Annotated in this window: 27 protein-coding genes and 2 tRNA genes; 24 read left to right on the top strand and 5 right to left on the bottom strand. The window is 64.9% G+C overall.

Going from position 1 to position 25,499, the window contains the following annotated elements; translation table 11 throughout:
- Positions 1-41 precede the first annotated feature (41 nt).
- The 3 genes from NO887_RS11515 to NO887_RS11525 all read left to right on the top strand — a co-directional run bounded on the left by NO887_RS11515 (position 42) and on the right by NO887_RS11525 (position 3,030).
- Positions 42-1,871 (top strand): FAD-binding protein, encoded by a 1,830-nt coding sequence (locus tag NO887_RS11515; RefSeq protein WP_256418434.1) that lies wholly within the window; start codon positions 42-44, stop codon positions 1,869-1,871.
- A 213-nt stretch (positions 1,872-2,084) separates the two neighbouring features.
- Positions 2,085-2,309, top strand: coding sequence for a helix-turn-helix domain-containing protein (locus NO887_RS11520; protein WP_256418435.1), 225 nt, complete (start codon positions 2,085-2,087; stop codon positions 2,307-2,309).
- 85 nt (positions 2,310-2,394) lie between these two features.
- Positions 2,395-3,030, top strand: coding sequence for a uracil-DNA glycosylase (locus NO887_RS11525; protein WP_256418436.1), 636 nt, complete (start codon positions 2,395-2,397; stop codon positions 3,028-3,030).
- Positions 3,031-3,036: 6 nt separating this feature from the next.
- Here the strand turns inward: NO887_RS11525 and NO887_RS11530 are convergent, their stop codons facing one another.
- Entirely contained in the window at positions 3,037-4,248 is a 1,212-nt protein-coding gene (locus NO887_RS11530; RefSeq protein ID WP_256418437.1) for an NAD-binding protein, read from the bottom strand.
- Between the two features lie 112 nt (positions 4,249-4,360).
- Between NO887_RS11530 and NO887_RS11535 the strand changes: the two genes are divergently transcribed.
- The 12 genes from NO887_RS11535 (at position 4,361) to NO887_RS11590 (ending at position 15,278) form a co-directional block, all read left to right on the top strand.
- Complete coding sequence (locus tag NO887_RS11535) at positions 4,361-5,632, top strand: potassium channel family protein (protein ID WP_256418438.1); 1,272 nt, start codon at positions 4,361-4,363, stop codon at positions 5,630-5,632.
- Positions 5,629-6,966: a cation:proton antiporter regulatory subunit gene (locus NO887_RS11540; RefSeq protein WP_256418439.1), complete on the top strand. Its 1,338-nt coding sequence runs from the start codon at positions 5,629-5,631 to the stop codon at positions 6,964-6,966. The genes NO887_RS11535 and NO887_RS11540 overlap by 4 nt, the downstream gene beginning before the upstream one ends.
- 22 nt (positions 6,967-6,988) lie before the next feature.
- Positions 6,989-7,270 (top strand): ubiquitin-like small modifier protein 1, encoded by a 282-nt coding sequence (locus NO887_RS11545; RefSeq protein ID WP_256418440.1) that lies wholly within the window; start codon positions 6,989-6,991, stop codon positions 7,268-7,270.
- Positions 7,271-7,312: 42 nt separating this feature from the next.
- Positions 7,313-8,383, top strand: coding sequence for a deoxyhypusine synthase (locus NO887_RS11550; RefSeq protein ID WP_256418441.1), 1,071 nt, complete (start codon positions 7,313-7,315; stop codon positions 8,381-8,383).
- Positions 8,384-8,446: 63 nt separating this feature from the next.
- Positions 8,447-9,034: a DUF655 domain-containing protein gene (locus NO887_RS11555; RefSeq protein ID WP_256418442.1), complete on the top strand. Its 588-nt coding sequence runs from the start codon at positions 8,447-8,449 to the stop codon at positions 9,032-9,034.
- Between the two features lie 110 nt (positions 9,035-9,144).
- Positions 9,145-10,053: a 16S ribosomal RNA methyltransferase A gene (locus NO887_RS11560; protein WP_256418443.1), complete on the top strand. Its 909-nt coding sequence runs from the start codon at positions 9,145-9,147 to the stop codon at positions 10,051-10,053.
- A 6-nt stretch (positions 10,054-10,059) separates the two neighbouring features.
- Positions 10,060-11,265, top strand: coding sequence for a mechanosensitive ion channel family protein (locus NO887_RS11565; RefSeq protein ID WP_256418444.1), 1,206 nt, complete (start codon positions 10,060-10,062; stop codon positions 11,263-11,265).
- Positions 11,262-11,834, top strand: coding sequence for a HemK2/MTQ2 family protein methyltransferase (locus NO887_RS11570; protein WP_256418445.1), 573 nt, complete (start codon positions 11,262-11,264; stop codon positions 11,832-11,834). The genes NO887_RS11565 and NO887_RS11570 overlap by 4 nt, the downstream gene beginning before the upstream one ends.
- A gap of 63 nt (positions 11,835-11,897) precedes the next feature.
- Complete coding sequence (locus NO887_RS11575) at positions 11,898-12,899, top strand: 5-methyltetrahydropteroyltriglutamate--homocysteine methyltransferase (RefSeq protein WP_256418446.1); 1,002 nt, start codon at positions 11,898-11,900, stop codon at positions 12,897-12,899.
- The gene (locus NO887_RS11580) at positions 12,899-13,969 is read left to right on the top strand and encodes a methionine synthase (RefSeq protein ID WP_256418447.1); all 1,071 of its coding nucleotides are present in this window, start codon (positions 12,899-12,901) and stop codon (positions 13,967-13,969) included. Before NO887_RS11575 ends, NO887_RS11580 begins: the two co-directional genes overlap by 1 nt.
- A 108-nt stretch (positions 13,970-14,077) precedes the next feature.
- Positions 14,078-14,401: a hypothetical protein gene (locus tag NO887_RS11585; RefSeq protein WP_256418448.1), complete on the top strand. Its 324-nt coding sequence runs from the start codon at positions 14,078-14,080 to the stop codon at positions 14,399-14,401.
- Between the two features lie 127 nt (positions 14,402-14,528).
- Positions 14,529-15,278 carry a sugar phosphate isomerase/epimerase family protein gene (locus tag NO887_RS11590; RefSeq protein ID WP_256418449.1) on the top strand — a complete coding sequence of 250 codons (750 nt, stop codon included), beginning with the start codon at positions 14,529-14,531 and terminating at the stop codon, positions 15,276-15,278.
- A 26-nt stretch (positions 15,279-15,304) separates the two neighbouring features.
- Here NO887_RS11590 and NO887_RS11595 read toward each other — a convergent pair whose 3' ends face one another.
- Positions 15,305-16,162, bottom strand: a complete 858-nt coding sequence (locus NO887_RS11595; protein WP_256418450.1) for a DUF7547 family protein — start codon at positions 16,160-16,162, stop codon at positions 15,305-15,307.
- Between the two features lie 101 nt (positions 16,163-16,263).
- Positions 16,264-17,394, bottom strand: a complete 1,131-nt coding sequence (locus NO887_RS11600; protein WP_256418451.1) for an NADH:flavin oxidoreductase/NADH oxidase — start codon at positions 17,392-17,394, stop codon at positions 16,264-16,266.
- Between the two features lie 132 nt (positions 17,395-17,526).
- Here NO887_RS11600 and NO887_RS11605 point away from each other — a divergent pair, with 132 nt between their 5' ends.
- Positions 17,527-17,688, top strand: a complete 162-nt coding sequence (locus NO887_RS11605; protein WP_256418452.1) for a hypothetical protein — start codon at positions 17,527-17,529, stop codon at positions 17,686-17,688.
- Positions 17,689-17,910: 222 nt separating this feature from the next.
- Here NO887_RS11605 and NO887_RS11610 read toward each other — a convergent pair.
- Together NO887_RS11610 and NO887_RS11615 are read right to left on the bottom strand one after the other, a co-directional pair.
- A tRNA-Gly gene (locus tag NO887_RS11610) sits at positions 17,911-17,981 on the bottom strand.
- Positions 17,982-18,089: 108 nt separating this feature from the next.
- Positions 18,090-18,785, bottom strand: a complete 696-nt coding sequence (locus tag NO887_RS11615) for an enoyl-CoA hydratase/isomerase family protein (protein WP_256418453.1) — start codon at positions 18,783-18,785, stop codon at positions 18,090-18,092.
- A gap of 59 nt (positions 18,786-18,844) precedes the next feature.
- Here NO887_RS11615 and NO887_RS11620 point away from each other — a divergent pair, with 59 nt between their 5' ends.
- The 8 genes from NO887_RS11620 (at position 18,845) to NO887_RS11655 (ending at position 25,462) form a co-directional block, all read left to right on the top strand.
- The gene (locus NO887_RS11620; protein ID WP_256418454.1) at positions 18,845-19,510 is read left to right on the top strand and encodes a DUF7114 family protein; all 666 of its coding nucleotides are present in this window, start codon (positions 18,845-18,847) and stop codon (positions 19,508-19,510) included.
- A 101-nt stretch (positions 19,511-19,611) separates the two neighbouring features.
- Positions 19,612-19,683: transfer RNA gene (locus tag NO887_RS11625), tRNA-Thr, on the top strand.
- Positions 19,684-20,037: 354 nt separating this feature from the next.
- Positions 20,038-20,319 carry a ribbon-helix-helix domain-containing protein gene (locus NO887_RS11630; RefSeq protein WP_008307424.1) on the top strand — a complete coding sequence of 94 codons (282 nt, stop codon included), beginning with the start codon at positions 20,038-20,040 and terminating at the stop codon, positions 20,317-20,319.
- Positions 20,312-20,596: a type II toxin-antitoxin system RelE family toxin gene (locus NO887_RS11635; protein WP_256418581.1), complete on the top strand. Its 285-nt coding sequence runs from the start codon at positions 20,312-20,314 to the stop codon at positions 20,594-20,596. The genes NO887_RS11630 and NO887_RS11635 overlap by 8 nt, the downstream gene beginning before the upstream one ends.
- Before the next feature lie 592 nt (positions 20,597-21,188).
- Positions 21,189-22,358, top strand: a complete 1,170-nt coding sequence (locus NO887_RS11640; RefSeq protein WP_256418455.1) for a CARDB domain-containing protein — start codon at positions 21,189-21,191, stop codon at positions 22,356-22,358.
- Positions 22,355-23,017 (top strand): ABC transporter ATP-binding protein, encoded by a 663-nt coding sequence (locus NO887_RS11645; RefSeq protein WP_256418456.1) that lies wholly within the window; start codon positions 22,355-22,357, stop codon positions 23,015-23,017. Before NO887_RS11640 ends, NO887_RS11645 begins: the two co-directional genes overlap by 4 nt.
- Positions 23,017-24,165, top strand: a complete 1,149-nt coding sequence (locus tag NO887_RS11650) for an ABC transporter permease (protein ID WP_256418457.1) — start codon at positions 23,017-23,019, stop codon at positions 24,163-24,165. Before NO887_RS11645 ends, NO887_RS11650 begins: the two co-directional genes overlap by 1 nt.
- A 76-nt stretch (positions 24,166-24,241) precedes the next feature.
- The gene (locus tag NO887_RS11655) at positions 24,242-25,462 is read left to right on the top strand and encodes a DUF418 domain-containing protein (protein WP_256418458.1); all 1,221 of its coding nucleotides are present in this window, start codon (positions 24,242-24,244) and stop codon (positions 25,460-25,462) included.
- Positions 25,463-25,499: the final 37 nt, after the last annotated feature.

A 25,499-nucleotide genomic window follows, 5' to 3' on the forward strand; every position in this document is an offset into this window, starting at 1 on the left:
CACGCTCAAGGGACTCTGGAACTAATCACCGATATATTACAATGTACGAACACGACGTCATCGTGGTCGGCGCTGGAGGGGCTGGACTCCGGGCGGCGATCGCGGCACAGGAAGCGGGGGCCGACGTGGCCATGGTCTCGAAACTCCACCCGGTCCGCTCTCACACGGGAGCGGCCGAGGGAGGCATCAACGCGGCGCTGCGCGACGCCGACTCGTGGGAAGACCACGCGTACGACACAATGAAGGGGTCGGACTACCTCGGCGACGCGCCCGCGGTCGAGGCGCTCTGTCGGGAGAGCCCCGAAGAGGTCATCCGGCTCGAACACTGGGGAATGCCCTTCTCGCGCGAGGACGACGGGCGCGTCTCACAGCGACCGTTCGGCGGGCTCTCATTCCCGCGGACGACGTACGCTGGCGCGGAGACCGGCCACCAGATGCTCCACACGATGTACGAGCAGGTGGTCAAACGGGGAATTACGGTGTACGACGAGTGGCACGTGATGGATCTCGCCGTCACCGACGAGGACGATCCAGCCGACCGGACCTGTCACGGCGTCGTCGGCTACGACATCCAGACGGGCGAGGTCAGCGGCTTCCGTGCGGAGAACGGGGTCATCCTCGCGACCGGCGGGATGGGGCAGGTGTTCGATCACACCACGAACGCGGTCGCGAACACCGGCGACGGCGTCGCGATGGCGTACCGCGCCGGCGTCCCGATGGAGGACATGGAGTTCATCCAGTTCCATCCCACGACGCTGCCGTCGACGGGTGTCCTCATTTCGGAGGGTGTCCGCGGCGAGGGCGGAATCTTATACAACGAGAAGGGCGAGCGGTTCATGTTCGAGCACGGCTACGCGAACAACGACGGCGAACTCGCCTCCCGCGACGTGGTCTCGCGCGCCGAGCTAACCGAGGTCAACGAGGGTCGCGGCATCGAAGACGAGTACGTCCACCTCGACATGCGTCACCTCGGTGAGGAGCGCATCCTCGACCGACTGGAGAACATTCTGCACCTCGCGGAGGACTTCGAAGGCGCGGACGGGCTCACGGAGCCGATGCCGGTCAAGCCCGGCCAGCACTACGCGATGGGTGGTATCGAGACGAACGAGCACGGCGAAACGGTCATCGACGGGCTGTACGCGGCCGGCGAGTGCGCCTGTGCGTCCGTCCACGGCGCGAACCGTCTCGGGGGTAATGCCCTGCCTGAACTCATCGTCTTCGGCAAGCGCGCCGGCCGCCACGCCGCCGGCGAGGACATGGGCGCGGCCGAGATCGAGACCGGCAAGTCGGGCGAGTGGGAGCCCGCGGACTACGAGTTCGAGATCGAAGTCGGCGAAACCGGCGGACGCGGTCCCGCCGCGGCCGACGGCGGAGCCGTGACCTCGGACGCGGACGGCGTCCTCGCGACCGCTGTCGACCGCGCGCAAGAGCGCGTCGAGACGCTGCTGTCGCGGAGCGGCCGCAACCACGCGGAGATTCGCTCGAAGGTCCAGAAGACGATGACGGCCAACGTCAATGTGTTCCGCGAGGAGCCAGGACTCAAAGAGACGCTCGGTGACCTCCGAGAGGCCCGCGAGGAGTACAAAGACGTCGCCGTCTCAGACCCCTCCCGGACGTTCAACACGGACCTCATTCACACGATGGAAACCCGGAACATCCTCGACATCGCCGAGGCACTCACGATGGGCGCGCTCGCGCGGAACGAGTTCCGCGGCGCACACTGGCGCAAGGAGAATCAGATCCGCGACGACGAGAACTGGCTGAAACACACGCTGGTCTCGTGGAACGACGGCGAGCCCGAACTCTGGTACAAGCCGGTCATCCTCGAAGGCGAGGACAAAAAGTACGAGCCAAAGAATCGCTCGTACTGATCGTCACGGTCGACACCGATCTATCACGATTCTGTCTGCGTCGTTGGTCGAATTTCCGCACTCTTTCACGTGACGATCGGCGTGTGATCTACCCGGATTCGCTCGGTAATTACCCTCCCTTGAGCCGGACGCACCTGAGATCTCTAGCCCGCAGAATTTCGACGAATGTTGAATAGGGGGTTTATTATCGTCGAACTACTCATGTCGAACAAGATGATGAAGACTGAACCAGCCCGCGCGGCTCCCGCACTGCCGACGGACCTGCAGTCCCCTCGCGCGAAACTCGTGTACCTGTATCTGACGACGAATGGCGACGCGACGGTCTCAGAGATGGGCGATTCGCTCGGCATGAAGAAGCTCTCGCTGTACAGTATCCTCAAGACCCTTCGACAGGAGGGCATGGTCGACTGCGAGGGCGACACCTACGCGCTGAACTAGATTGCCGATCGTCACCACCGACGCTGTCGGATCCATTCTCATCAGCCAGCGGTGCGTTTAGGAGGGGCGAGAACGCAGAGAAGCCGTGGACGCGAACCAACAGAAGTTCCGGAACCCGTTCGGGATGGACGAGGCGTGCGAGAACTGTCCCGATCTCTGCGGCTCGCGCGAGCACGTCGTTCACGGCTACGGCGACGTAGGCGCGGAGTTTCTCGTGGTTGGTACGCGGCCGACGGCGGCCGCCGAGGCCAATGGCGTTCCGTTCACCGGCGCGGACGGCGGCGAGGTCGTCCAGTCGATCTTCGCCGACCTCGGCTTCGTCCGTTCGCCGTCGGACGCGACCGAACCCGACGTGCAGAACGTCTTCTTTACCAGCCTCACACGGTGTCGCCACCCGGACCGCGAACCGAACGACCGCGAGGTGGATACTTGTGAACCGTTCTTGAACGCCGAGATCCGCATGATCAACCCGCAGATCATCGTTCCGGTCGGCGAACGGCCGCTTCGGGAGCTGGCGGTCGAGTACACGACCCGCAGACCGGACTCGTTCGACATCGAGGCGGAACACGCGACGACGATCCGCGGGCGCGGTTTCGAGTTGGTACCGATGAAAGAGCCGACCGAGATGAGCGACGACGAGGCGGACGCGTTCACGACACACCTGCGCCAGAACGTCTTGAGCCGTGACTATCGGCAGACGAAAGGCCGGCAGAGCCGCTGATCCGCCTCAGACGGTGGTGTCGCCGTCGGAGAGGTCTCGGTTCGCTTCCCCGTCCAGCGCGCCGCCGAGGAGTTCCTCTGTTGCCTCGTCGCTGTTCGAGCCGAACGCGCAGTCGATGAGGATGTGTCCCCCGAGCGACGACGGCGAAATCACCTGATTCGCTCCAGCCCGACGGAGCTTATTGACGTTCTCCCGCTGGGTCGCCGCGGCGACGATCCGGATGCTAGGGTTGAGCTGACGCGCGGTCAGAATCGCCAGCGCGTCCTGCGCGTCGTTCTCGGTGGCGACGACGACCGCTCTCGCGTCCGCGATATGGGCCCGTTCGAGGGGTTCGACGTCGCTCGAATCCGCGGTGAGCACGGGAACTGACCGTTCATCCAGCCGCTTGGCGGCGGTTTCGTTGGTCGTCACCACGGCGTAGGTGGTGCCGTCGCGGCCGTCGAGTTCTTCGAGTATCGGTTCCGTCAGGTCCCCGTAGCCGAGAACGAGGACGTGGTCGTCGAGGAGGTCTATCTGTTTTTCGGTCATCTTTCCGAGTGCCTTGGAGAGTTGCGCCTCGATCGCGGGAGTGAGTAGGACACCGAGCGCCACCGCGAACGCGGCGACGTTCATCACGAGTGCGGAGAGCACGAACAGCTGTGCGATGTCGGACTCGGGACCTGCGCCGGGGTGAACGTCGCCGTATCCGACCGTCGAGGCGGTGACGACCGTGAAGTAAAACGCGTCGACGATCGTCTCTATTCCCTCGAACTGGTCGCGCAGTGCGTAGGACCCGACCGTTCCGTACGCGACGGCGCTCACGAGCGCCGCGCCCGCAGCGAGTTGCGTCGGCGACGGGGAGTACGTCCGGTCGAACCGGCCGCGGTTGATCACGAGGGCCGGTACCGAAAGCACCGACAGCGCCACGAGCGGGAGCGACAGCACCGACGCCTGCATCAGTCCTTGGATCGCCGTCAGCGGGAGCAGAACAGCGGTCGAATACCAGCCGACGCGGTAGCCGTTTCGCAGCGCGAACCCGCTGCCGAGCATCGCGAATCCGGTGATGGTCCCGGTGAACCCGACAGTCTGTCGGATCACGCTTGGAACATACGGGGCCAGCGGGCCGTCGACGCCGAGGCCACCGATCTGCGCGAGCCCGGCGAGGATCGACAGCACCGCGACCGCGAACGTCAGGACGATCGACGCTCGCACGGTCACCCAGTCCCGAGTCAGCTCCATACCCTTCCGTCAGCTAGGCCGAACTTAAGCTTCGCGAGCCGCGGTCGGTCGGATCGCGGTGACAGCCTGCGAGCGCCGACACACGTTTAACGGCCGCGTCGGTTGGGTCCGTATGGCACTTCCCGTCGAGATACTCTTCGGCATCTACCTCGGGGCCATCACGGGGATCGTCCCCGCGTTGGTGGCCGGCGTGCTGGGGTTCATTTTCAAGTACATAACCGACGTGACGATCCCCGGGCTTGGGGTCGTCGTCCTCTCGCTTGCCATCGCCGGCATCAACGGCGGGCTCCTCGCGCTCAACGACGAGACGATTCGCTCGTCGGAGCACGCGCCGGCGCTTCTCACGGCGATCGTCGTCATTCTGATGCTCTCGCTGTACGCCCACGCGCAGGGCGACAAGCTCGGTGCCAGCGTGCCGAAGCGGATCTCTCTCAAGCAGCTTCGAGACCGCACCCTCTCGTCGGACGTGATCGAGCTGGTCGGCGGCCGCGGTCGCGTCACCGTCGAGATCGCGGGCGAGGTGAACGACATGGAGGGGTACCCGTCGCTGCCGGTCGAGACCCGCAGCGCGATCGTCGAGGGCGAGTGGACGTTCCCCGCGGACCTCCCGCTCGTCGAGTTGGAAGACCGACTCGCTGAGCGGCTCCGGACGGAGCTCCATCTCGCGGACGTGTCCGTCCGAATCGACGAGCAGGCGCGGGCGACGGTCGCCGCTGCGCCGCCGACCGGCGCGCTCTCGAAGCGCGTTCCCGCAGGCAAACGCGCCGTGTCGATCCCGGCGCTCGTTCCGACCGGTATCGCTCGGGGCGACCTCGTCCGCGTGCTCACCCCGGACCTCACCGTCGAGGGGACGGTGCTCGCGGCGCGCTCAAGTGGGGCGGTCGACGCGGGGAAATCGGGGAGCGCGGCGACCCCTCCGAGCGGCGAGATCGATGACGGCCGAGACGACGCCCGAACCGACGGCGGCGAGTCGACCGCCGCGACGCCGACCCCGGCTCCGTCCGTCGCCCCGACGACGACCGGCGGTGAGGGGCGCGTGACCGTCGCGGTCGACCGCTCCGCGGCGACGAAACTCGTCGGAGCCGACCGTGGCCGCGTGCTCGTGCTCTCCCGCGGCACCCGACGAGAGTACGAGCTGACGAGTCTCCTCCGCCGCGCGGGCAAGCGGTTCCGCAAGGTGTCCGTCGTCGCCGGCGGTCCGCTCGACGGACACACGATCGGCGAACTCGAGATCCGCGAGACATACGGCGTCGCCGTCCTGGCGGCGCGACACGAGTCGTGGACGGTCGCACCGGGCGGGTCGCAGTCGCTGTCGGCGGGCGACGACCTGTTCGTCGTGGGGAGCCGTGACGCCATCGACGGCTTCGCGGAGGTCGCGCGATGAGCCCTCTCGCCGCGTCGCAGCTCGCCGTCCTCGCCATCGAGGGTCCGGCCATCGAGGTCGGGTTCGCTCGCCCCCGACAGGCGGCCGCCGCGCTCGTCACGTTCGCGATCCTCGCCGCCCTCGTCGCCGGCTCGGCAGCGCTGACGTACCGGTGGTACTTCCGCGATGCGATCCCGGAAGGGGTCGCCGCGCTGCTCGGCGTCGCGGTCGTGGCGCTGTACCTCAACACGACCTCGCTCGGCGCGATAGCCGCCGGAGAGAGCCCGGCGCTGTTCGAACCGGAAAGCGCGTTCTTCAACGTCGTCGCGCTCGGGACGGCGGCGGTCACGGCCCCGATCGGCCGGTACGCGGGCGATCGGCTCGCAGTCGACGTGTTCGCGCTCTCGGGTGCCAGACAGTTGGACGGCGAACTGAGCGGCGTGGTGCGGGCTGTCGGACGGTTCACGGCAGTCACGCTGCCGGAGGCGACCGCCATCGAGGACATCGACACGTACGATCCCGTCTCGCCCGAAAAGAAGGCGGAACTCGCGGAGAAGACGTTGCTGTTCCCGAAGAAGCTCTCCGCCAAGGAGCTTCGAGAGCGTCTCGTCTCCCGGATCAAGAGCGAGTACGGCGTGGGGTACGTCGACGTCGATGTCGCCGCCGACGGGACCGTCGAGTACTTTGCGGTCGGCTCTCGGGCGGCCGGGCTCGGTCCGACGCTCGCTCCGGGGTCGGCCGCGATCGCGATCGCGGCCGACCCGCCGAACAACGCCACGGCCGGCGACACGGTTCAGGTGTGGCAGGCGAATCCGGAGCCGAAGCGCCTCGCGACGGGCGAACTTCGGGGCGTCGCCGGCGACGCCGTGACAGTCGCGCTCGACGAGTCCGACGCCGAGGCGGTGGCCGCGGAGAGCGGGTACCGTCTCGTGACGTTGCCCGCGGAGCCGCAGGCGGACCGCGAGTTCGCGTCGCTACTACGGAACGCCGACGAGACGATGGCCGCGGTCACTGTCGGGGATGGAAGTCGGCTTGCCGAACGAACCGTGGGCGACGTCGAGACGGTCGTCGCCGCGGTTCGACCGGCGGCGGGTACCGTTCAGCCGATCCCGCCGCGTTCGTACGCCTTCGCTCCCGGCGATCAAGTGTACCTTGTCGGCCGACCCGACGCGCTCCGGCGGATCGAAGCCGATGCGACTGCATCCGGCGACGACGGCAACTCTGGCGATGGCGATGAGTCTGGCGGAGGATCCGGCGGCGGTGGCGCGGACAGTGCAGCGACTGGCGACGACGGTACTGCACCCGAAGACGGCGATACCAACGACATATCGGGGGGCGGGACGCAACGCTCTTGAGGCGTCCGCACGCGGTGTCAGTATGGAGTGGAAGCTGTTCGCTGACCTCGCGGAGATCGCTGGCGACCGCGTGATCGCGGTGGACACGGAGGCGGGTGACACCGTTGGCGACGCGCTCGACGCCCTGCTCGATGCACACCCCGATCTCCGAGAGCGCGTGATCGAAGACGGCACGGTCGCAGATCACATCAACGTCCTCCGAAACGGCCGGAGCGTCCATCACGATGGCGGGCTCTCGACGACCCTCGAAGACGGCGACGAACTGGCGCTTTTTCCTCCCGTCAGCGGCGGCCGATCTGACTGACGGATCGGTCGTTTCAAACGGTCACCCGACACATCAAGACGCATGAGCGACAGCGAGGACGAGCGTGACGCGGGCAGCGAGAGCGACGCCGACGGCGCGGCGGCCGACGGCGACCACGACGAGCCGCACCGAGAGGAATTCCACGAGGACCCGGTCGGGCACACCCGTGCGACGGCGGGGATGACCGTCGGCGAACTCGTCGACGGGTACGGCGACGCCGGCATCGGCGCGGCGTCGGTCAACGAGGCCAGCGACGTGCTCGCGGAGATGCTCGCGAACGAAGACTGCACCGTGTTCCTCTCGCTCGCGGGCGCGATGGTCCCCGCCGGGATGCGCCGGATCGTCGCCGACCTCATTCGCGACGGCCACGTCGACGCCTTGGTGACGACGGGTGCGAACCTCACGCACGACGCCATCGAGGCGATCGGCGGGAAACACCACCATGGCCGAACCCACGATCCCGAAAAAACCGCGCGCGAACACGACGAGGGGCTCCGAGACGAGGGTGTCGACCGAATCTACAACGTCTATCTTCCCCAAGAGCACTTCGCACATTTCGAGGGACACCTGCGCGAGGAGGTGTTCCCGGCGCTCGAAGGGGAGTCGGTTTCCATCGCGGATCTCACCCGAGAGCTGGGACGCGCGAACAGCGAGGTCAACGAGCGCGACGACATCGACGAGGGTCCCGGTGTCGCCGCCGCCGCCTACGAGTGCGACGTGCCGGTCTACTGTCCCGCCGTGCAAGACTCCGTCCTCGGACTACAGGCGTGGATGTACGCCCAGACCGCCGATTTCACGCTCGACGCCTTGGCCGACATGACGGCGCTGACCGACCTCGCCTTCGACGCCGACGACGCCGGCTGTCTGCTCGTCGGCGGCGGCGTCCCGAAGAACTTCACCCTCCAGACGATGCTCGTCACGCCGCGCGCGTACGACTATGCGGTCCAGATCACGATGGATCCGGAGGCGACCGGCGGGCTGTCGGGCGCGACGCTGGACGAAGCGCGATCGTGGGGAAAACTCGAGAAAGACGCGCGAAACGCCTCCGTGTACGGCGACGCGACGGTCATGCTGCCGATGCTCGTCGCGGCCGCCCGCGAACGGATCGAGTGACGGCCGGATCGCTGCCAGTCCGATCGCCAGCGGTTTTTTGCCCGTTCGGAGCGACCGAGAGGTATGAGCGACTCCGATACCGACGCGCCCGAGACGGGTGACGGCGACTCCGGATCGACCGTCGTCCTCCTCGACGTGTTGCCGAACGGGCGGCCGGATGACGACCGCCCGGCACACCAGAAGTCACCGGTCGCGTACGGGCTCGGAACGGCCGACTTCCGACTGTACGAGCTCGCGCTCACGGAGTCGGCAGATGTCTCCGTAAGCGATTGGATCGACCTCGACGGACCGTCGGTCGGTCGCTACCGCGAGGTCGAATTCGACGATCTCACGCGGAACGCGGCCGCCGAGATCGAGTACGCGGTGGACGACATCGTCGACGCCGACGAGCGTCGGTTCGTCGACTTCTACAACGAGGCAGGGGCGATCACCCTTCGACTCCACCGGCTCAACCTCCTTCCCGGGATCGGCAAGAAACTGCGAAACAACCTCCTCGACGAGCGGAAGCGCGGGCCGTTTGAGACGTTCGAGGAAGTCTCGGAGCGCGTCTCCGGACTGCACCGGCCTCGGGAGGTAATCGTCGAGCGGATCGTCGAGGAGATCCGCGAGGACGATCTGAAGTACCGGACCTTCGTCGGCACCAAGGAGTGAGTCGTGTCGGGTGCGAGCCGCGATGAACGACCTCGGTCGACGGCCCGGAGACCGGCCCCGCGGACGCCACGAAACGGGACTTTTACCCGGAGCCGCGGAGTAACGCGGCCATGACCGACACATCGACGGGTCCGGAGGCGACGTACGGGGGCCGCGATCCCGATGCCCTCGCGCGTCGCGCCGGGGCGCGGGCGAACCCCGACCGCGACCAGCACTTCCTCGTCGACGACCGCGTCCTCGACCGGATCCCGACGTACCTCCCGGACGACGCGGACACCAGCCACGTACTGGAGATCGGCGGCGGCGCTGGCGCGCTCACCGACCGCCTGCTGGCCGTGGTCGCCCGCGGTAGCGGGAACGACGACCTCGAATCCGGCGTCCTCTCGGTGATCGAACGCGACGGTGCCTTCGCCGACTTCCTCCGCGAGGAATTCGCGGGCGCGGTCGACGCCGGGCTCCTCGACGTCGTCGAAGGCGACGCACTCGACATCGAACTCCCGCCGTTCACCGCCTGCGTCGCCAACCTCCCGTACGGCGTCTCCTCTGAGATCGCCTTCCGGCTGCTCCCCGAAAAGCGACCGCTCGTGTTGATGTTCCAAGCGGAGTTCGCGGATCGAATGGTGGCGTCGGCCGGCGAGTCGGCGTACGGCCGGCTCTCCGTGTCCGCGCAGCACTACGCCGACGTGGAGATCGCAGAGCGCGTCCCGAAGGAGGCGTTCGACCCGCAGCCGGCCGTCGAGAGCGCGGTCGTCCGGTGCACGCCGCGAGACCCCGAGTACACCGTCGGCGACGAGGCGTTCTTCCTCCGGTTCGTGAAGGCGCTGTTCACGCAGCGACGCAAGACGGTTCGCAACGCGATCCGGAACACGTCCCACATCTCCGGACTCGACGAGCCCGAGGCGGTCGTCGACGCCGCAGACGAGGACCTGCTCCGCCAGCGACCGGGAAACTTGGAGCCGAAGTCGTTCGCCGCGCTGGCGGAGTTGGCTCGCGAGTGCGGATCACCGACGGAGGCGTGAGGACGGATGCCGGTCGCGATCTCGGGTCTCACGACCGACCCGCAAAGTGTCGTCGCGGGCAACGTCGAGCGGCTCGCGGTGTCGGCGCTGATCGTCGCGGTCGTGCTCGCCGCGCGGTATCTCACCCGTCGGCTGAAGCGTCGGGACGATGAGCTCTCGTCGACCCGTCGGCTACTGTTGTCGACGAGCGTCGCTGCCGTCACGGCGGCCGGCGCGATCGCGCTGATCGGCGTGTGGGACCGGAGCGGAGCGCTCCTCGAGGCCGTCCGGTCGGCGGCGATCGCAGACCAGCTGTCGAACGTCGTGCTCGCGGTGGTGTTACTTGCCATCGCGTACGCGGTCACGGACTTCTTCGGCGGCGTCATTCACGAGGTCGGGGCCGAGAGCGCGTCGATCTCCGACCACCAGCAGGAGGTGATCCTCCGGATCACACAGCTTTCGGTGTACACGGCCGCCCTGCTCGTGATCGTCGGACTGTTCACCGACAACGTCGGCGGGCTCCTCGTCGGTGCGGGCTTCCTAGGTATCGTGGTCGGCATGGCAGCCAGACAGACGCTCGGCGCGGTGCTGGCGGGGTTCGTGCTGATGTTCTCCCGGCCGTTCGAGGTCGGCGACTGGGTCGAGGTCGGCGACCACGAGGGGACTGTCACGGAGATCTCGATCATGAGCACGCGCCTCCGCTCGTTCGACGGGGAGATGGTCACGCTGCCGAACGACGACGTGCGCGCCGGCTCGATCGTCGACCGATCGCGTCGGAACCGCCTGCGGATCGAAATCGAGGTCGGCGTCGACTACGACACCGACATCGATCGCGCGGCGGAAGTGATCGAGAGTGCGGTCGCCGACGTGGACGACGTCGCCGAGATGCCGGAGCCGAACGCCGTGACGAAGCGGTTCGCCGACTCCGCGGTCGTTCTCGGGCTCCGTTACTGGATCCGAAACCCGAGCATGCGGAAGCGTTGGCGGACCCAGACCGCGGCGATGAGCGCGATGAAGTCCGCTTTGGAGGCGGAGGGGATCCTGATTCCCTTCCCGCAGCAGACGCTCTCGGCTCGGGCCGAGGGCGCGTCCGGCCCCCAACTCGACGCCTCGGTCGAGGAGCGGGCGTCGGTGCGGGGCGGCGACCGTGGAACTGACGCGGACGGAACGACCGATGACGGCGGCGACGGCGACGCCACAGACGGCGATGCGAGCGGAGGATCGGACCGATGACCGACCTCGCCGAGCGACGTGGGCTCGACGACACCGTCGTCTACCAGCCGGCCGAGGACTCGGGGCTGCTCGCGGAGGCGGCGATCGCCGAGGCTGGCGGCCGCGTACTGGAAGTGGGAACGGGGTCGGGATGGGTCGCGGCGCAGATCGCCGACGAGCGCGGCCTTGAGGTGGTCGGCAGCGACCTCAACCCGCACGCCGCTCGACAGGCCGGAGAACGGAGCGTCGAGGCCGTCGTCGCCGACCTCCTCTCGCCGTTCCGAGCCGACGCGTTCGACACGATCTGTTTCAACCCCCCGTACCTCCCGACCGATCCAGACAACGAGTGGGACGACTGGATGGAACACGCGCTCTCTGGCGGGGAGACCGGTCGAGAACTCATCGAGCCGTTCCTCGCCGACGTGGGGCGCGTCCTCGCGCCCGCCGGCGTGGTCCTCCTCCTCGTCTCCTCGCTGACCGGCTACGACGAGGTGCTCGCGCTGGTCGACAACGCGGGGTTCGACCACGAGGTCGTCGACGAGGAGTCGTTTCCGTTCGAGACGCTCACGGTGTTGGCGCTCCGCCGATAATATTACTCAATAGCATAAACTCCATTAGCAAATATTATACGACGGCATATCCAATCGTCGGTGATGACTGAACGAGTCGCGGCCACGCCGGGATTGTATCCGCTCCCGGACTGGGCGAAAGAGACGCTCTCGGACCTCAAGGGTCACCAGAAGGGCGACCTGCTGAGCGGTGACGAGAGCGAGGCGATCGTCGAGGAGTACGACGAGGTGCGCGCCGAGTACGTCGACGACCAGCTGGAGGCCGGCCTCGACCTGATCTCGGAGGGACAGGGCCGCTGGGACGACATGATCGCGCACCCGCTCACTGTCAGTGACGCCGTCGAGACCGGCGGAATCGTCCGGTACTACGACAACAACAACTTCTACCGCGACCCTCGCGTGGTCGACGACCTCGGCTTCTCCGGCGATGTCGCCGCCGAACTGGAGCGGGCGAGAGACCTCGTCGACGGCGACGCTCCGCTCGCGGCGACCCTCCCGGGGCCGTACTCGCTCGCCGACCTCGCGACAGACGAGCACTACGGAGACGACGCCGAGTTCCAGGCCGCGATTGCCGAGTTCCTCGCCGCCGAGGTCGAGGCGTTCCCCGCCCACGAGACGCTGTTCCTTCTGGAGCCGTCGCTCGTGACGAACCCGCCCGCCGAGGGCGACGAGGAGCGCGCGACCGACGCCATCGCGACGGTCTCCGACGCGACCGACGCCGACGTCGTTGTTCAGACCTCGTACGGCGCGCTCGACGAGAAGCTGTACGCCCACCTCGTCGACGAGGCTGGCGCGGATGCGCTCGGCCTCGATCTGGTCGCCGGCGATCGCGATGACACCGTCTACAACGTCCAAGAGTTCGGCTCGACAGATTCGCTGTCGCTCGGCCTTGTCGACGGGCAGAACACGCTTGTCGAGGAGCCGGAAACGGTCGCAGAGCGCGTCGAGTGGTTTGAGTCGCAGATCCCGGCGGAGGGGTTCGACCGGACGTACCTGACGCCGAACACCGAGCTGTTCTACCTGCCTGCTAACAAGTATCGCGCGAAGCTGAACGCGCTCGCCGCCGCCGCGGAGGTGCTCGACTAATGGTCCGAAATCCGTCAGCCAACCGTGAACAGTTCCGCCCGAACGACCACCCGAACGACGCGTTCCTGCTCTCGACCGTCGTCGGCTCGTACCCGAAACCCAAGTGGCTGAACCGCGCGGACGAACTGGTCGACGACCCCGATTCGAAATTCGACGAGGAAGATCTGGAGGAGGCGCACGACGACGCCTGTCGACTCATCACGCACGAGCACGAACGCGCCGGGCTCGACACGGTCGTCGACGGCGAGATGCGCCGCAACGAGATGGTCGAGTTCTTCGCGGACCGCATCGACGGCTACGAGTTCAACGGCCCGGTGAAGGTGTGGGGTCACAACTACTTCGACAAGCCGAGCGTCGTCGAGGAGGTCACCTACGACGAGCCGTGGCTCGTCGACGAATTCGAATTCACCTCAAACGTCGCCGAGAAGCCGGTGAAGGTGCCGATCACGGGGCCGTACACGCTCGGCTTCTGGGCGTTCAACGAGGCGTACCCCTCCACCGAGGATCTCGTCTACGACCTCGCGGACCTCGTGAACGAGGAAGTCGAGAAACTCGTCGAGGCCGGCGCGCGCTACATCCAGATCGACGAGCCCGCGCTGGCGACGACGCCGGAGGACCACGCCATCGTCGGCGAGGCCTTAGAACGGATCGTCTCGGGAATCGACGAGGAGGTCCGGATCGGCCTCCACGTCTGTTACGGCGACTACTCGCGGATCTACCCCGAGATCAACGAGTACCCGATCGACGAGTTCGACGTGGAGCTGTGTAACGGTGACTTCGAACAGATCCCGACATTCACCGATCCCGAGTTCGAGCCAGACCTCGCGCTCGGCGTCGTCGACGCCCACACCGCCGAAATCGAACCCGTCGAGGAGATCAAACAGAACATCCGACAGGGCCTGCGCGTCGTTCCGCCGGAGAAACTCACCATCTCGCCCGACTGCGGGCTGAAGCTGCTCCCCCGTGAGATCGCCTACGGCAAGACCGAGAACATGGTGACTGCGGTCCGCGAGGTCGAAGCCGAGATCGACTCCGGCGAGATCGACATCGACAATCCGCTCGACGACTGAAGCGGGTCTGTTGAGGTTTTATTTCGGTTGATCTCCTACTGAGACAGCCGTGAGAACGCGCTTGCGAAATGAGCAAACTGTTTCTCCTTGGAATGTAACTCTCTCAACGTGATCGATCAGGAGTTACGGAGGAACCTCTGTAGGGTTGGAATCATCGTTGTTGCTTTCTTCGGAGCGGTTTTTGTTTTCGTCTACCTCGATTCGTATTTCCTCAGTTCCCTGTTCTCGTTAATTGCCGTCGCTGGTGTGTTCCTGCTCCTGAATCTTCAGAAGGCGTACTCAGTCATTATGATCGTCGTTGGAGTTCTCGCACTTGCGTTCGCCGTTCTCGGCTATCTGAATCTCGGTCTCGTAAATATGCCCGTTCTGTATGTCCTCCTCGCAGTACTGGGAATCGTTCGTGGAGGTCAGGCGTATCGAGCAACGGAATAACTGTGTTGAGCGATCCGTGATTTTCCTGTACTGAGCGATTGTGGTCCCAAATACGACCAACTGAATTGTAACAGAATCACTACCCCGGCGACACCAGTTATACAAAGACGCCGCACCCACCGCTGCCATGGACATCGGTCTCACGGTCGGCGACGACCTCGACCGGCTCGCAGCGTCGCCCGCGCGGTTCGACTTCTGCGAGCTCGGGGTCGGCGAGCCGACGCTCGTTCCGGGCGATATCGACCCCGATCGGCTCGACGGCGCGCTCGACGGCCGCGACCTGTGCGTTCACCTGCCGTACAGTCAGCGCCTCGCCAGCTACGCGCCCGAGATCAACGACGCGATCGTCGCGTACCAGCGTCGGCTCTTGGAGGCGGCCGGCGACCTCGGGGCGACGAAGGCCGTCCTCCACGCCACCTCCGCCGACCGCGACGACGTGGCCTTTCGCGAAGTGGCCGCGGACCAGCTCCGCCGCGTCGCCGATGCCGGCCGCGGCGCGGGCGTCGATATCGTCGTCGAGAACGTCGGACACCAGCACGAGGGGCTCCAGCTGTCCGTCCTCGCCGACATCGCCGCCGAGACCGACACGCCGATCTGTTTCGATGTCGGCCACGCCTACATGGAGGGCGGCAACGACGCGATACAGCGGTTTCTCCGTCGCCACGGCGACCGCGTCTCCCACCTCCACTGTCACGACGTGCGCCGCCGCGGCGACACCCATCTCCCGATCGGCGCGGGCGAGGTCGACTATGACCACGTCGAGACGCATCTCCCGACGTTCGACGGAACTGTCGCCCTCGAAGTATTTACCGACGACGAGACGCTACTCCTCGACTCCGCAGAACGCATCGCGGACCGGCTCGGCGCGGAGTTTTGAGCCGGGGCGCTCGCCGTCAGGTCGGGTCAGTTCGCGTCGCTTCCGGTGTCGCTCTCGTCCTCGCGTCCGTCTCCGGACTCGCCTTTGTCATCGCTTCCGTCCCCGGACTCGTCTTCGGCCCCACTGTCTCCGGTGTTGCGTGTGCCTTCGGTCCCACGGTCGATATCGGATGTATCGTCTCTCTCGCCGTCCATCTGTCGTTTGATCGACTCCAGTTCTGACTCGACATCGACTTCGGGGCCTGACGGCGTGTCTTCGTCCGCGCCGTTGTCGTCTCTACCCGCGGAACCGCCCTCTGCGTCCGGGTCGGTCACGTCGATCCGGACCGCATCGTCGGTCGTGGATTCGGTCTCCGATTCGTCATCGATCGGTGGCTCGGTCTCCGCATCGACGGCGCGTCGACTCTCGTCGATCCGCGATTCGATCTCCGCGGTGAGGTCTCGCGCGTCGGCGACGATCGAACGAGAAGCCGCGTCCTCGGGGAGGTCAGCCTCCGAGAGCGCAGTCCGCAACTCCGCGAGCGATCGAGAGAGTCCGGCGGTCGCGCCGTCGCGCACGTCTGCGAGGCGGTCACCGGTCGACTCCGCGCCCTCGGCGACGCCCCGCCCCGGGTCGGCCAGCCGAAGGGTCCCCTGCAGCAGTTCGAGCGATTTGATCGTCGTCTCTAACAGCGCGATGACCGTCGGGATGGTGTACTGCTCTGTGAATCGAAGGAGTTCGGACAGTCGGGGGGGACGCGGCGGGCTAGGTAGGCGCGGCGAACCGGGCGGGCCCCGCCGGCCGCGCTCGGTCTCGCGGAGGTCGCGCCGAAGTTCGCTCAGGACGTCTTCGAGCTCGTCGAGGCGCTCTTCGATGTCGTCGTCGCGGCCGTCGCGGGAACTCATGGCCGCTCGTAGGCGACGAGCAAACAAAAACCCCGGCGGGGCGTCGATCTAACCGGGTTGCAGCTGCTCTCTGGCCGCGTACCTGCCGGGATCATCGCTCCTCAGTCGAAGCGACCGCGGCGGTACTGCACCGGCCACTCGATGTCCGCGTCGAGCTCGTGGGCCGCTTCGAGCGCCCAGTACGGGTGCCGGAGCAGTTCCCGTCCGAGCGCGACGAGGTCGGCGCGGTCGTTGCGCACGAGCGCGTCGGCGTGAGTCGGCTCCGTAATCCCGCCGACTGCGGCCACCGGCACGTCGGTACCGTCGCGGATCGCCTCTGCGTAGGGAACTTGATAGCCCGGTCCGGTGTTCGGTAGCTGTTGGGCCGGATGGATCCCGCCGCCGGAGACATCGATCAGGTCCGCGCCGGCCTCGGCGAGCAGGGGTGCCAGCCGGACCGAATCGTCGACGTCCCACGAGTCGCGATCTGGGAGCCAGTCGGTCGCGGAGATCCGGACGAAGACGGGCTTGTCGTCGGGCCAGACCTCGCGGACCGCGGAAACGACCTCGCGGACCAACCGAGTTCGGTCTTCGAAGCTCCCGCCGTACGCGTCGTCGCGGTCGTTGGTGACCGGCGAGAGGAACTGGTGGAGCAGGTATCCGTGCGCGGCGTGGACCTCTGCGATCTCGAAGCCGGCGTCGAGCGACCGCGCCGCCGCGTCGGCGAACGCGTCGATCACCTCGGGAATCTCGTCGGTCGACAGCCGGCGAGTCGCGGCCGGATCGCCTGATTTCTCCGATCGGCCTGATTCGTCCGGTTCATCTCGGTCGGCGTCGGGATACGGATCGTCGGTCGCGGAGACGGTCTCCCAGCCGTTCGGATCGTCGACCGATATCGGTGCGCCCCCCTCGGCGGGCGGACGGTGTGACCCCTTTCGACCGGCGTGTGCCAGTTGAATTCCCGGAACCGCTCCCTGTGATCTGACGAACTCGACCGTCGGCGCGAGCGCCTCGGCGTGCTCGTCGGACCAGATCCCGAGACAGCCCGGCGTGATCCGACCGCGCGGCTCGACGGCGGTCGCTTCGGTCATCACGACGCCCGCGCCCCCGACGGCGCGGCTCCCGAGGTGAACTCGATGCCAGTCGGTCGGAAATCCGTCGTCCGCGGAGTACTGACACATCGGCGACATCATCACGCGGTTCCGGAACTCGGTCCCGCGCAGCGAGAGTGGCGTGAAAAGCGACTCGGTCATGGTCTATCGAACGGCCAGTGTCGGGTAATATGATCCGATCACACCGGTCGATGGCTGCTTTCGAAGGAATTAGCCGCGTCCGATTTAGGTCCACCAAAACCCATATGTGCGCAGGTCGCTGACGGACCGCTAATGAGCACTGGAGATCGGATCGGACGCGACGCCGACGAGCAAACAGACGAGCGGCCGGCCGTCGCGGCGAGCCGCTGTTCACCCGACAGAACCGTCTTCACGGAACACGGCAATACGGACGCGTGGATCGCGACCGACCTGACGGTCGAACTCGAACGCTGACGGAGCCATCTATTACGGAGGATCGAGGAGAAAGCCTCGCGCTTCAGCGCGAGGAGGATGTCAAGGAGCGGACTTCCGATCACTTTGCTCGCCGCTGTGACTGATAGCGTTCATATCATTCGGTGATTTCGCCCACTTCATTCACAAGTTGCCCCGGCCGAGACTCCCGTGAGCGAAGCGAACGGGAGTAAGGGCGGTGTATCTTCGAGCGCAGCGAGAAGATGCACCGGCCGAGATTTGAACTCGGGTTGCAACCATGGCAAGGTTGCGTGATACCACTACACTACCGGTGCGTGCTCTGCACGCTCAGGTTGCGGGGAGAGTCACTTAAACCTGTCACATTCGGGCGACGGCGTGCAGTCGTCGCCGACTGAGCGGCGTGTCCGCGTCCGGTTTTCGGACTACTCTCCGCGGCTTGCGGCGATCGCCTCGCGGTGCGCGTCGACGAGGTCGGCGAAGGCCGCCGCCTCCGCGCGCTGTTGTGCGCCGTCCCTGTGGCGGTCGCGTATCCGACGCTTGATCGTCCGCAGCGCGTCCGGCTTCCCCGAGGCGATCTCCTCGGCGACGGCGCGCGGGTCGTCGACGACGCGGGAGACGAGCCCCGCCCGAAGCGCCTCCTCGGCGTCGAGGACGCGCCCGGAGAGCGCGAAATCCAGCGCGTCACCCTCGCGCATCACTCGGGGAAGCCGGACGGTGCCGCCCCACGCGCCGAACAGCCCGAACGAGACGCCCGGTTCGCCGAAGGTCGCGTCGGGGGTCGCGACCCGAACGTCGGCCGCCAAGGCCATCTCGACGCCGCCGCCCCGTGCGGCCCCGTCGATACCGCAGACGACGACGGTGTCGGCGTCCGCGATCGCCGACGCCGTTCGCTGCCCCCGGCGTGCGAACTCGCTCGGGTCGTCTGTGGCGGCGACGGCGTCGAGATCTGCCCCGGCACAGAAGGCGGTCCCCGCTCCGCGGAGGTACGTCACCGGCGTCTCGGCGGTCTCGACGGCGTCGCGTAGGTCGGCGAGGTCGGCCGGTCGCAGTGCGTTTCGGCTGTCGGGGCGATCGAGCGTTATCATGCGCACGTCACCGTCGTCACGGACGCGAATCATGGCTACGCGTCTCGTTCGTTTCCAAAGGTCTTTGCCCCTCGATCGCCTATCGTACGGTGATGGACGATGCCTCGCGAGCGCGTGACGCAGCCTGTGAAGCGCTCGCGGACGTCGAGCCCGACCGGCTGCGCGAGGCCCTCGAAGATAGGCTTCTCGACGCCGCTGTGACACCGGGCGTGTTGGCGCTGATCACGGCCCGTGCGATCGATCCGGACATCTCCCTTGACGGCGTCCTTGACCGCGCGGCTGGCGTCCAACTCATCTACGAAGGGCTTCGCCTCACCCGCGCCGTGGCTCACGAAGAGCCGTGGGTGACCGAGCCGACTCGGTCGTCCGACATCGACGCGGACATGGACGTGCTCACCGCTGACGTGCTCGTCTCGCGGGGGTTCTCGCTTCTGGCCTGTACCGATGCGGCAGGGGCTGCTGTGGAGGTGGTGCGCGCGTTCGGTCGCGATCAGACGCTCAGGGATCGCGAGGAGACGGACTCGGCGACGGCGACCGCGTTCGACCGAAATCTCGAAGTCGACGCCCTCGAACTGGCCGTCGTCGCCGGGACGACCGCCGTCGGCGGTGACGCCCCCGAGGAACTGCTGGCGTACGCTCGGGAGTTGGCCGCCGACTACGATGGCGAGTTCCCGCCGCCGGGACGCGCACTCCCCGAGGCGACTGCCGACCGGATCGCCGACATCTCCGATCGCACGGTGAGCGTGACGGACCGCTGACCGGCGTCCCTCTCGAACGGCGCGCACCCGGCTTCATCCGGCGATGCGTCGCCGATGGATCGAAACCCCTAAAGTCGAATCCGGGTAACGACTGATTGCGCGCCTGGGTAGCTTAGCGGTAAAGCGCGTCCTTGGTAAGGACGAGAGCCGGGGTTCAAATCCCCGCCTAGGCTCTTTCTGCCGTACACTCCTTGTACGCATACTTTACGGATTAATCTGTCTTGAACACAACGTGGTCAAAACAGCCTTCTCTCACTAAATAGAGGCTGTCACGCCGTCCTGCGATTCGTTAAATTGTCAGGACACACAAACCAAGTCGCAGACTGCGGTGGATTAGACCCGAAATTGACCGGGAGCGCATCCCTCAGGGACACACCTGATTTCGCTAATCCGCGCTCGCAGAGGAACGAGTGAAGCGTAGTCAGGAACCTGATAGAACACCCCTCGATGCGGCTATCCACGACGATTACGCGGCAAATGGGGTTCCGCCGAAACGACTATTGGTAAGACCAGCGTATTACGTCTATATGTCTGAAGCGGCCACAAATGACGACGGCGGGGACGACATCGCCACGGTGAACTTCAAACTCACCGAGTCGTTCCTCGAACAGATAGACGACACGTGGCAGGGACGCGGGTTCAACAGTCGGAGCGAGTTCATCCGGTACACGCTTCGGGATGCCGTCGAGTTCCCGACGTTCGACCGCGACGAACTCGTCGCCCTGCTCGAAGCCGAGGAGGACATCCGCGAGGGGCGAACGACGAGCGCCGAGGAGGCCCGTGAGCGGTTCGGCACGAGCGATGAGTGACGACGGGTGGACGTGGGAACTATCCTCGAAAGCCGAAGACGACCTCGACGGACTATCCCCCGCCGAGCAAGACCGGATACTCGACAAGCTCGATGAGATCGTCTCCTCGCCGTGGCGCGACCCGCCCGACTACGGCGAGCCACTCCATAACAGCCCGCACAAGAAGATTCGCATCGGAGAGTTCCGGCTCTCCGTGACATTCCGTCAGGACGACCAGCGGCTTGTCGTCGCACGTACAAAACGTCGAGACGGCGCGTACACTGCCGACGACGACTAAATAGTTGGCTTTATTGGATAATTATCTTTTATATATGATATTGGATAAAACCGGCGAAAGATACCCCCGCTTACTGAGCGGAGCTACCCTTACTCCTCTGTAGTTAGTCAGAGTCGCTCGAAGTGAAATAGAATTTACATGAGAATGTACGCGTAAGGGATACCAGTCCCGACAGTAACGACGATACTGAGAAACACCAGCCATTGAACCAGTACCGAACGCTTTGACGCCGTTTCAGTCCACGCCGATGAGTGGCGATGGACACTATAGGCGAACAGCGCACTCGCCGAGATGAACACCGCCGGCAGTAGCGCGACCGACAGGGTCGACTCGCCACGGCCCGGGAACAGCCCCAGCTGGCTGAACGGGATGAACAGCGCAAGAAAGGCAACGTTCCACTCTGAACGGAAGTTGAATTTGGGCCTCAATTGTGTCTCATATATGTGTAAGTTATGAAATGTGTTTTATCCACGGGCCGTTTCAAACGAGGTGTGCAGGTACGATCTACCCTCCAGCGAACTATGCGACACGCCGTTAGCCGTCGAATGCTCCAGTTGCAACATCAGTCTACGTCAGAACGGATGGTGGCCCGATGAAGGCTCGCCGACTCCTTCCGGGTTTTCTCGCGGTACTCATGCTCGCCAGCGCGGCGATCGGCGGTGCAACCGTGGTCTCCGCCCAAGAGCAGGGTGTTACTGTATCCGTGGAATCCTCAACAGAAGAGCCGGTCGTCGGTGAGACGGTCACGTTCAACGTCACCGTGACGAATCAAGAAGGCGGCAACGGTGTCGTCGATGTCTCAAGTATCATGCTTCGAACGAACCAAGAACACTACGAGCGGGTTGAAGACATCGGCTCGCTTGCACCGGGCGGTAGCCTGACCGTCCAAATGACGAGCACCTTCGAGGAGGCAGGGCAGAAAAATCTCAAGGCACATGTCTCTGCTGAACGCGCCGCCGGCGGAAATCTCCGTGCATACTACAGTCCTGTGACGGTCGACGTTCAGGAACTCGATATCAACGGCGGGCTCTCGGCGACGACGAACAACTCTGACGAGACCACGGTCTCGTTCACCAACTACGGGAACGTCGAACTTTCCGACATCGAAATAACTGCTTCGGTGGACGACGCGGTGCGTGATCGTCGAGACGCTTTCGATGTCGATCCCAACGAAGCCGACTCGGTGACATTCGATACGGGAGAGTACGGAACGGACAGCGTCACGTTTATGGCGGCATATACTGCGCGCGGCGACCGACACGAAACGACTCGTACAGTCACCCTCGATCAGGAAGTCGCGGGGGAGATCCGGCTGACCGGTATCGACGTAACGGGAAGTGGATCGGCCACATCGATCGACGGAGAGGCAGCGAATGTCGGAGGCACCGATGTCGAATCCGTTCTCGTCAGCATACCAGACACGGACGGTATCTCTCCCTCTGGCGGGTCGGGCGAGTACTTCGTCGGCTCCGTCGACGCTAGTGAATTCGCGACGTTCGAACTTACGGCAAACATTGAGAGCGACACCGTTCCGATCGAGATCGCGTATATTGTTGATAATGAGCGTGTCACATTGACACAGACGATTGATGTTTCGTCCGTCAACACTACCACCGGCACAGCAGGGCAGAATCAGCCAGAGGCCACCTCTACTGGCACTGGACAGGATCCGCCCGGACTACCGATACTTCCAATCGTCGTTGGATTACTGGTTATCGTCAGTCTTGGAGGTGCCGGATTCTATCTGTGGAACCGCGAATGAGCGTAATCCAGCTTGACGATGTGCTCAAGCGGTACGATACCGGGGCTGAGACGATCGAAGCGCTGAAGTATATCGATTTTTATGCCGACCGCGGTGAAATGGTCGTCGTGACCGGCCCGTCAGGGAGTGGAAAGAGCACGATGCTCAACATGATCGGTCTCCTAGACACGCCGACGGAGGGTGAGATATTCCTCGACGGTCGCAACGTTACTGATTTTGGCGAAGACGAACGAACGGAGGAGCGTCGGTCGCAGCTCGGGTTCGTCTTCCAAGACTTCCACTTGCTTCCAATGCTCACGGCCGAAGAGAATGTCGAGTTACCATCGATGTGGGACACTGATGTCGATCGCCGGGAGCGCGCTGTCGATCTGTTAGAACGAGTCGGACTCGGTGACCGACTCACCCACACACCCGACGAGCTCTCTGGTGGCCAACAGCAGCGGGTCGCTATCGCACGGTCGCTCATCAACGAGCCAGATATCCTGCTTGCGGACGAGCCGACCGGAAACCTCGACCAAGACACTGGGAGCACGGTTCTCGACGAGATAACGCGACTGAAACGAGAGGAGAACATCGCGGTTGTCTCGATCACTCACGACGAACAGTTAGTGGAATATGCGGACCGGGTCGTCCGTATCGTTGATGGGGTGGTCCAGTGATGGGGCTTGCAAGCGTCCTCCGTCGTTTTCCGAGCGTTCTCATGGCGTGGCGGAATCTGGGACGTAACCGGACTCGGACTGCGCTTGCGGTGCTCGGCATCGTGATTGGCGTGATCGCAATCGCGTCGCTCGGGATGGCTGGTGTGGCGCTCGAACAACAGGCGACCTCAAGCCTTGGCGGCCTCACAGACGAAGCGAGTATCTCTCCCGGTGACGATATCGATACGGATGGTATCACAGATGAACAGGTCGAAACGGTCCGGAACATCGCACCTGGAACGACGGTTATCCCGCAAAAAACGAATAGCACGGAGCTTTCCGCACGGAACGGCGAAGAAGCGAATGTACAGGTGACCGGCGTGACGAACGCCGCACCGCTGTACGAGATTGCAGTTGGTGACGAACCCACGCGCCTCGAAACTGGGGCCCTCATTTCGGAAAGCACTGCACAGACGCTCGGACTCGAGATAGGTGATCCCGTCGAGTACGAGGGGAAGATCTTCCGCGTTCGCGGGTTCATCGCTTCAGATAGTGGATTCGGTCCGGATGGTGGTGGCGAACTCGTGCTTCCCCTGTCGGCACTTAATGAACAGGACTACTACGACTCTGTCACTGTTATCGCTGAAGACGGGGATGCCGCGACTGAGGCTGCAAACTCGATCGAGGACTACTTCAACGACGAAGACGAGGAAATTCTCAGCGTGACTACGTACGGGAGCGTGCAAGAAGATATTACATCGTTTACTGATACATTAGAACTTGCGCTTCTCGGTATCGGCTCGATTTCGCTGTTCGTGGCCAGCGTCGCCATTTTGAACGTCATGTTAATGAGTACCATCGAGCGACGTGGAGAGATCGGCGTGTTGCGTGCTGTGGGAGTACGCCGCGGAGAAGTGCTCCGTATGATCCTCACCGAGGCTGCTTTCTTGGGTGCGGTCGGTGGGGTCCTCGGAGCTGCTGGATCTCTTGCCGTCGGATTGGTGATCTTCTACGTGTTGGTCGGTGATCCGGTCCTCGCGTTGGGATGGTCGAGTTCAAGGTATCTCCTATACGGATTCACGTTTGCCCTCGTCGCAAGCGTTCTGAGCGGGGTCTATCCCGCGTGGAAGGCCGCCAACGAATCACCGGTCGATGCGCTCCGGGGCTAGCGGTTTCTTTTTGTCCGTGTGGTCTGTTCGCTACCAGAACCTATTCGGTCCTGTGGGCCCTCTTCCGAGCCAACTCGTGACACGCGACGCCGGACCGACGCCGCCCTCCGAACGGATCGTCAGCCTCGACGCGCTCAGAGGCTTCGCCCTGCTCGGCATCTTCCTCATCAACGTCTGGGTGTTTGCGATGCCGGAGCAGACGCTGCTCAATCCGAATATCTACGCCGACTCGACCGTCTACGGCGAGTTCTCCGGCGCGAACTACTGGGCGTGGTTCGCCGGGCACGTGTTCGCCCAGTCGAAGTTCATCACGCTGTTCTCGGCGCTGTTCGGCGCGGGCGTCCTGCTGTTCGTCGAGAGCAAAGAGGAGAAGGGCCAAGACGCGGTGCGGCTCCACTACCGTCGGACCGCGATCCTCATCGCGATCGGACTCCTGCACGCGTACCTCCTCTGGTACGGCGACATTCTCGTCGCGTACGGACTCTCTGGGCTCTTCATCGTCACGCTGCGCGACTGGGACGCGAAACGGCTTGCCGGACTCGCGGTGGTTTTCCTCGCGTTCGTCCCTCTTCTAGAACTGTTCGCGGCCGTCACCGTCGGCGGCGAGGCGATCGCCGGCCAGTGGATGCCGCCCGAATCCGTGCTCCGTCAGGAGGTGGCCACGTACCGCGGCGGCTGGATCGAACAGATGAGCCATCGTGTCTCCTCCTCGTTCCAGCGGCAGACCACCGGATTCATCGGATCGAGCTTCTGGCGGATCGGTGGCGTCATGCTGCTCGGCATGGCGCTGTACCGGAACGGGGTGTTGACCGGCGAGCGGTCGGACCGGCTCTATCGGTGGCTCGTCGGCGGCGGCGTCGTCGGCCTCGCACTCGTCGTCGCCGGTGTCGCGTACATCGAGGCCAACGACTGGAGCGCCGGCGCGGCGCTGTACTGGCGACAGTTCAACTACGTCGGGAGCCTCCTCCTCGCGGGCGGCTATCTCGGAGCCGTCACCCTCTATACCCGCCGCCGATCCGACGGTCCCGTGACGAACGCGCTCGCCGCGGTCGGTCGGACGGCGTTCACGAACTACCTGCTCCAGACCGTCATCGCGACCACGATATTCTACGGCCACGGGCTCGGGCTGTTCGGCTCCGTGAGTCGCGTCGAGCAGTACGCGCTCGTCCTCATCGTGTGGGCGGTCCAGATCGCCTTATCGGTGCTCTGGCTGCGCCGCTACCGGTTCGGCCCCGTCGAGTGGGTCTGGCGGACGCTCACGTACGGGGAGGCACAGCCGATGCGGAAATCGGGGTAGGCGTCAGGCGCGCGGAGGCGTGTACTCGTGCGACGCG

The organism is Halorubrum laminariae (genome assembly GCF_024494655.1).
Taxonomy (GTDB): domain Archaea; phylum Halobacteriota; class Halobacteria; order Halobacteriales; family Haloferacaceae; genus Halorubrum; species Halorubrum laminariae.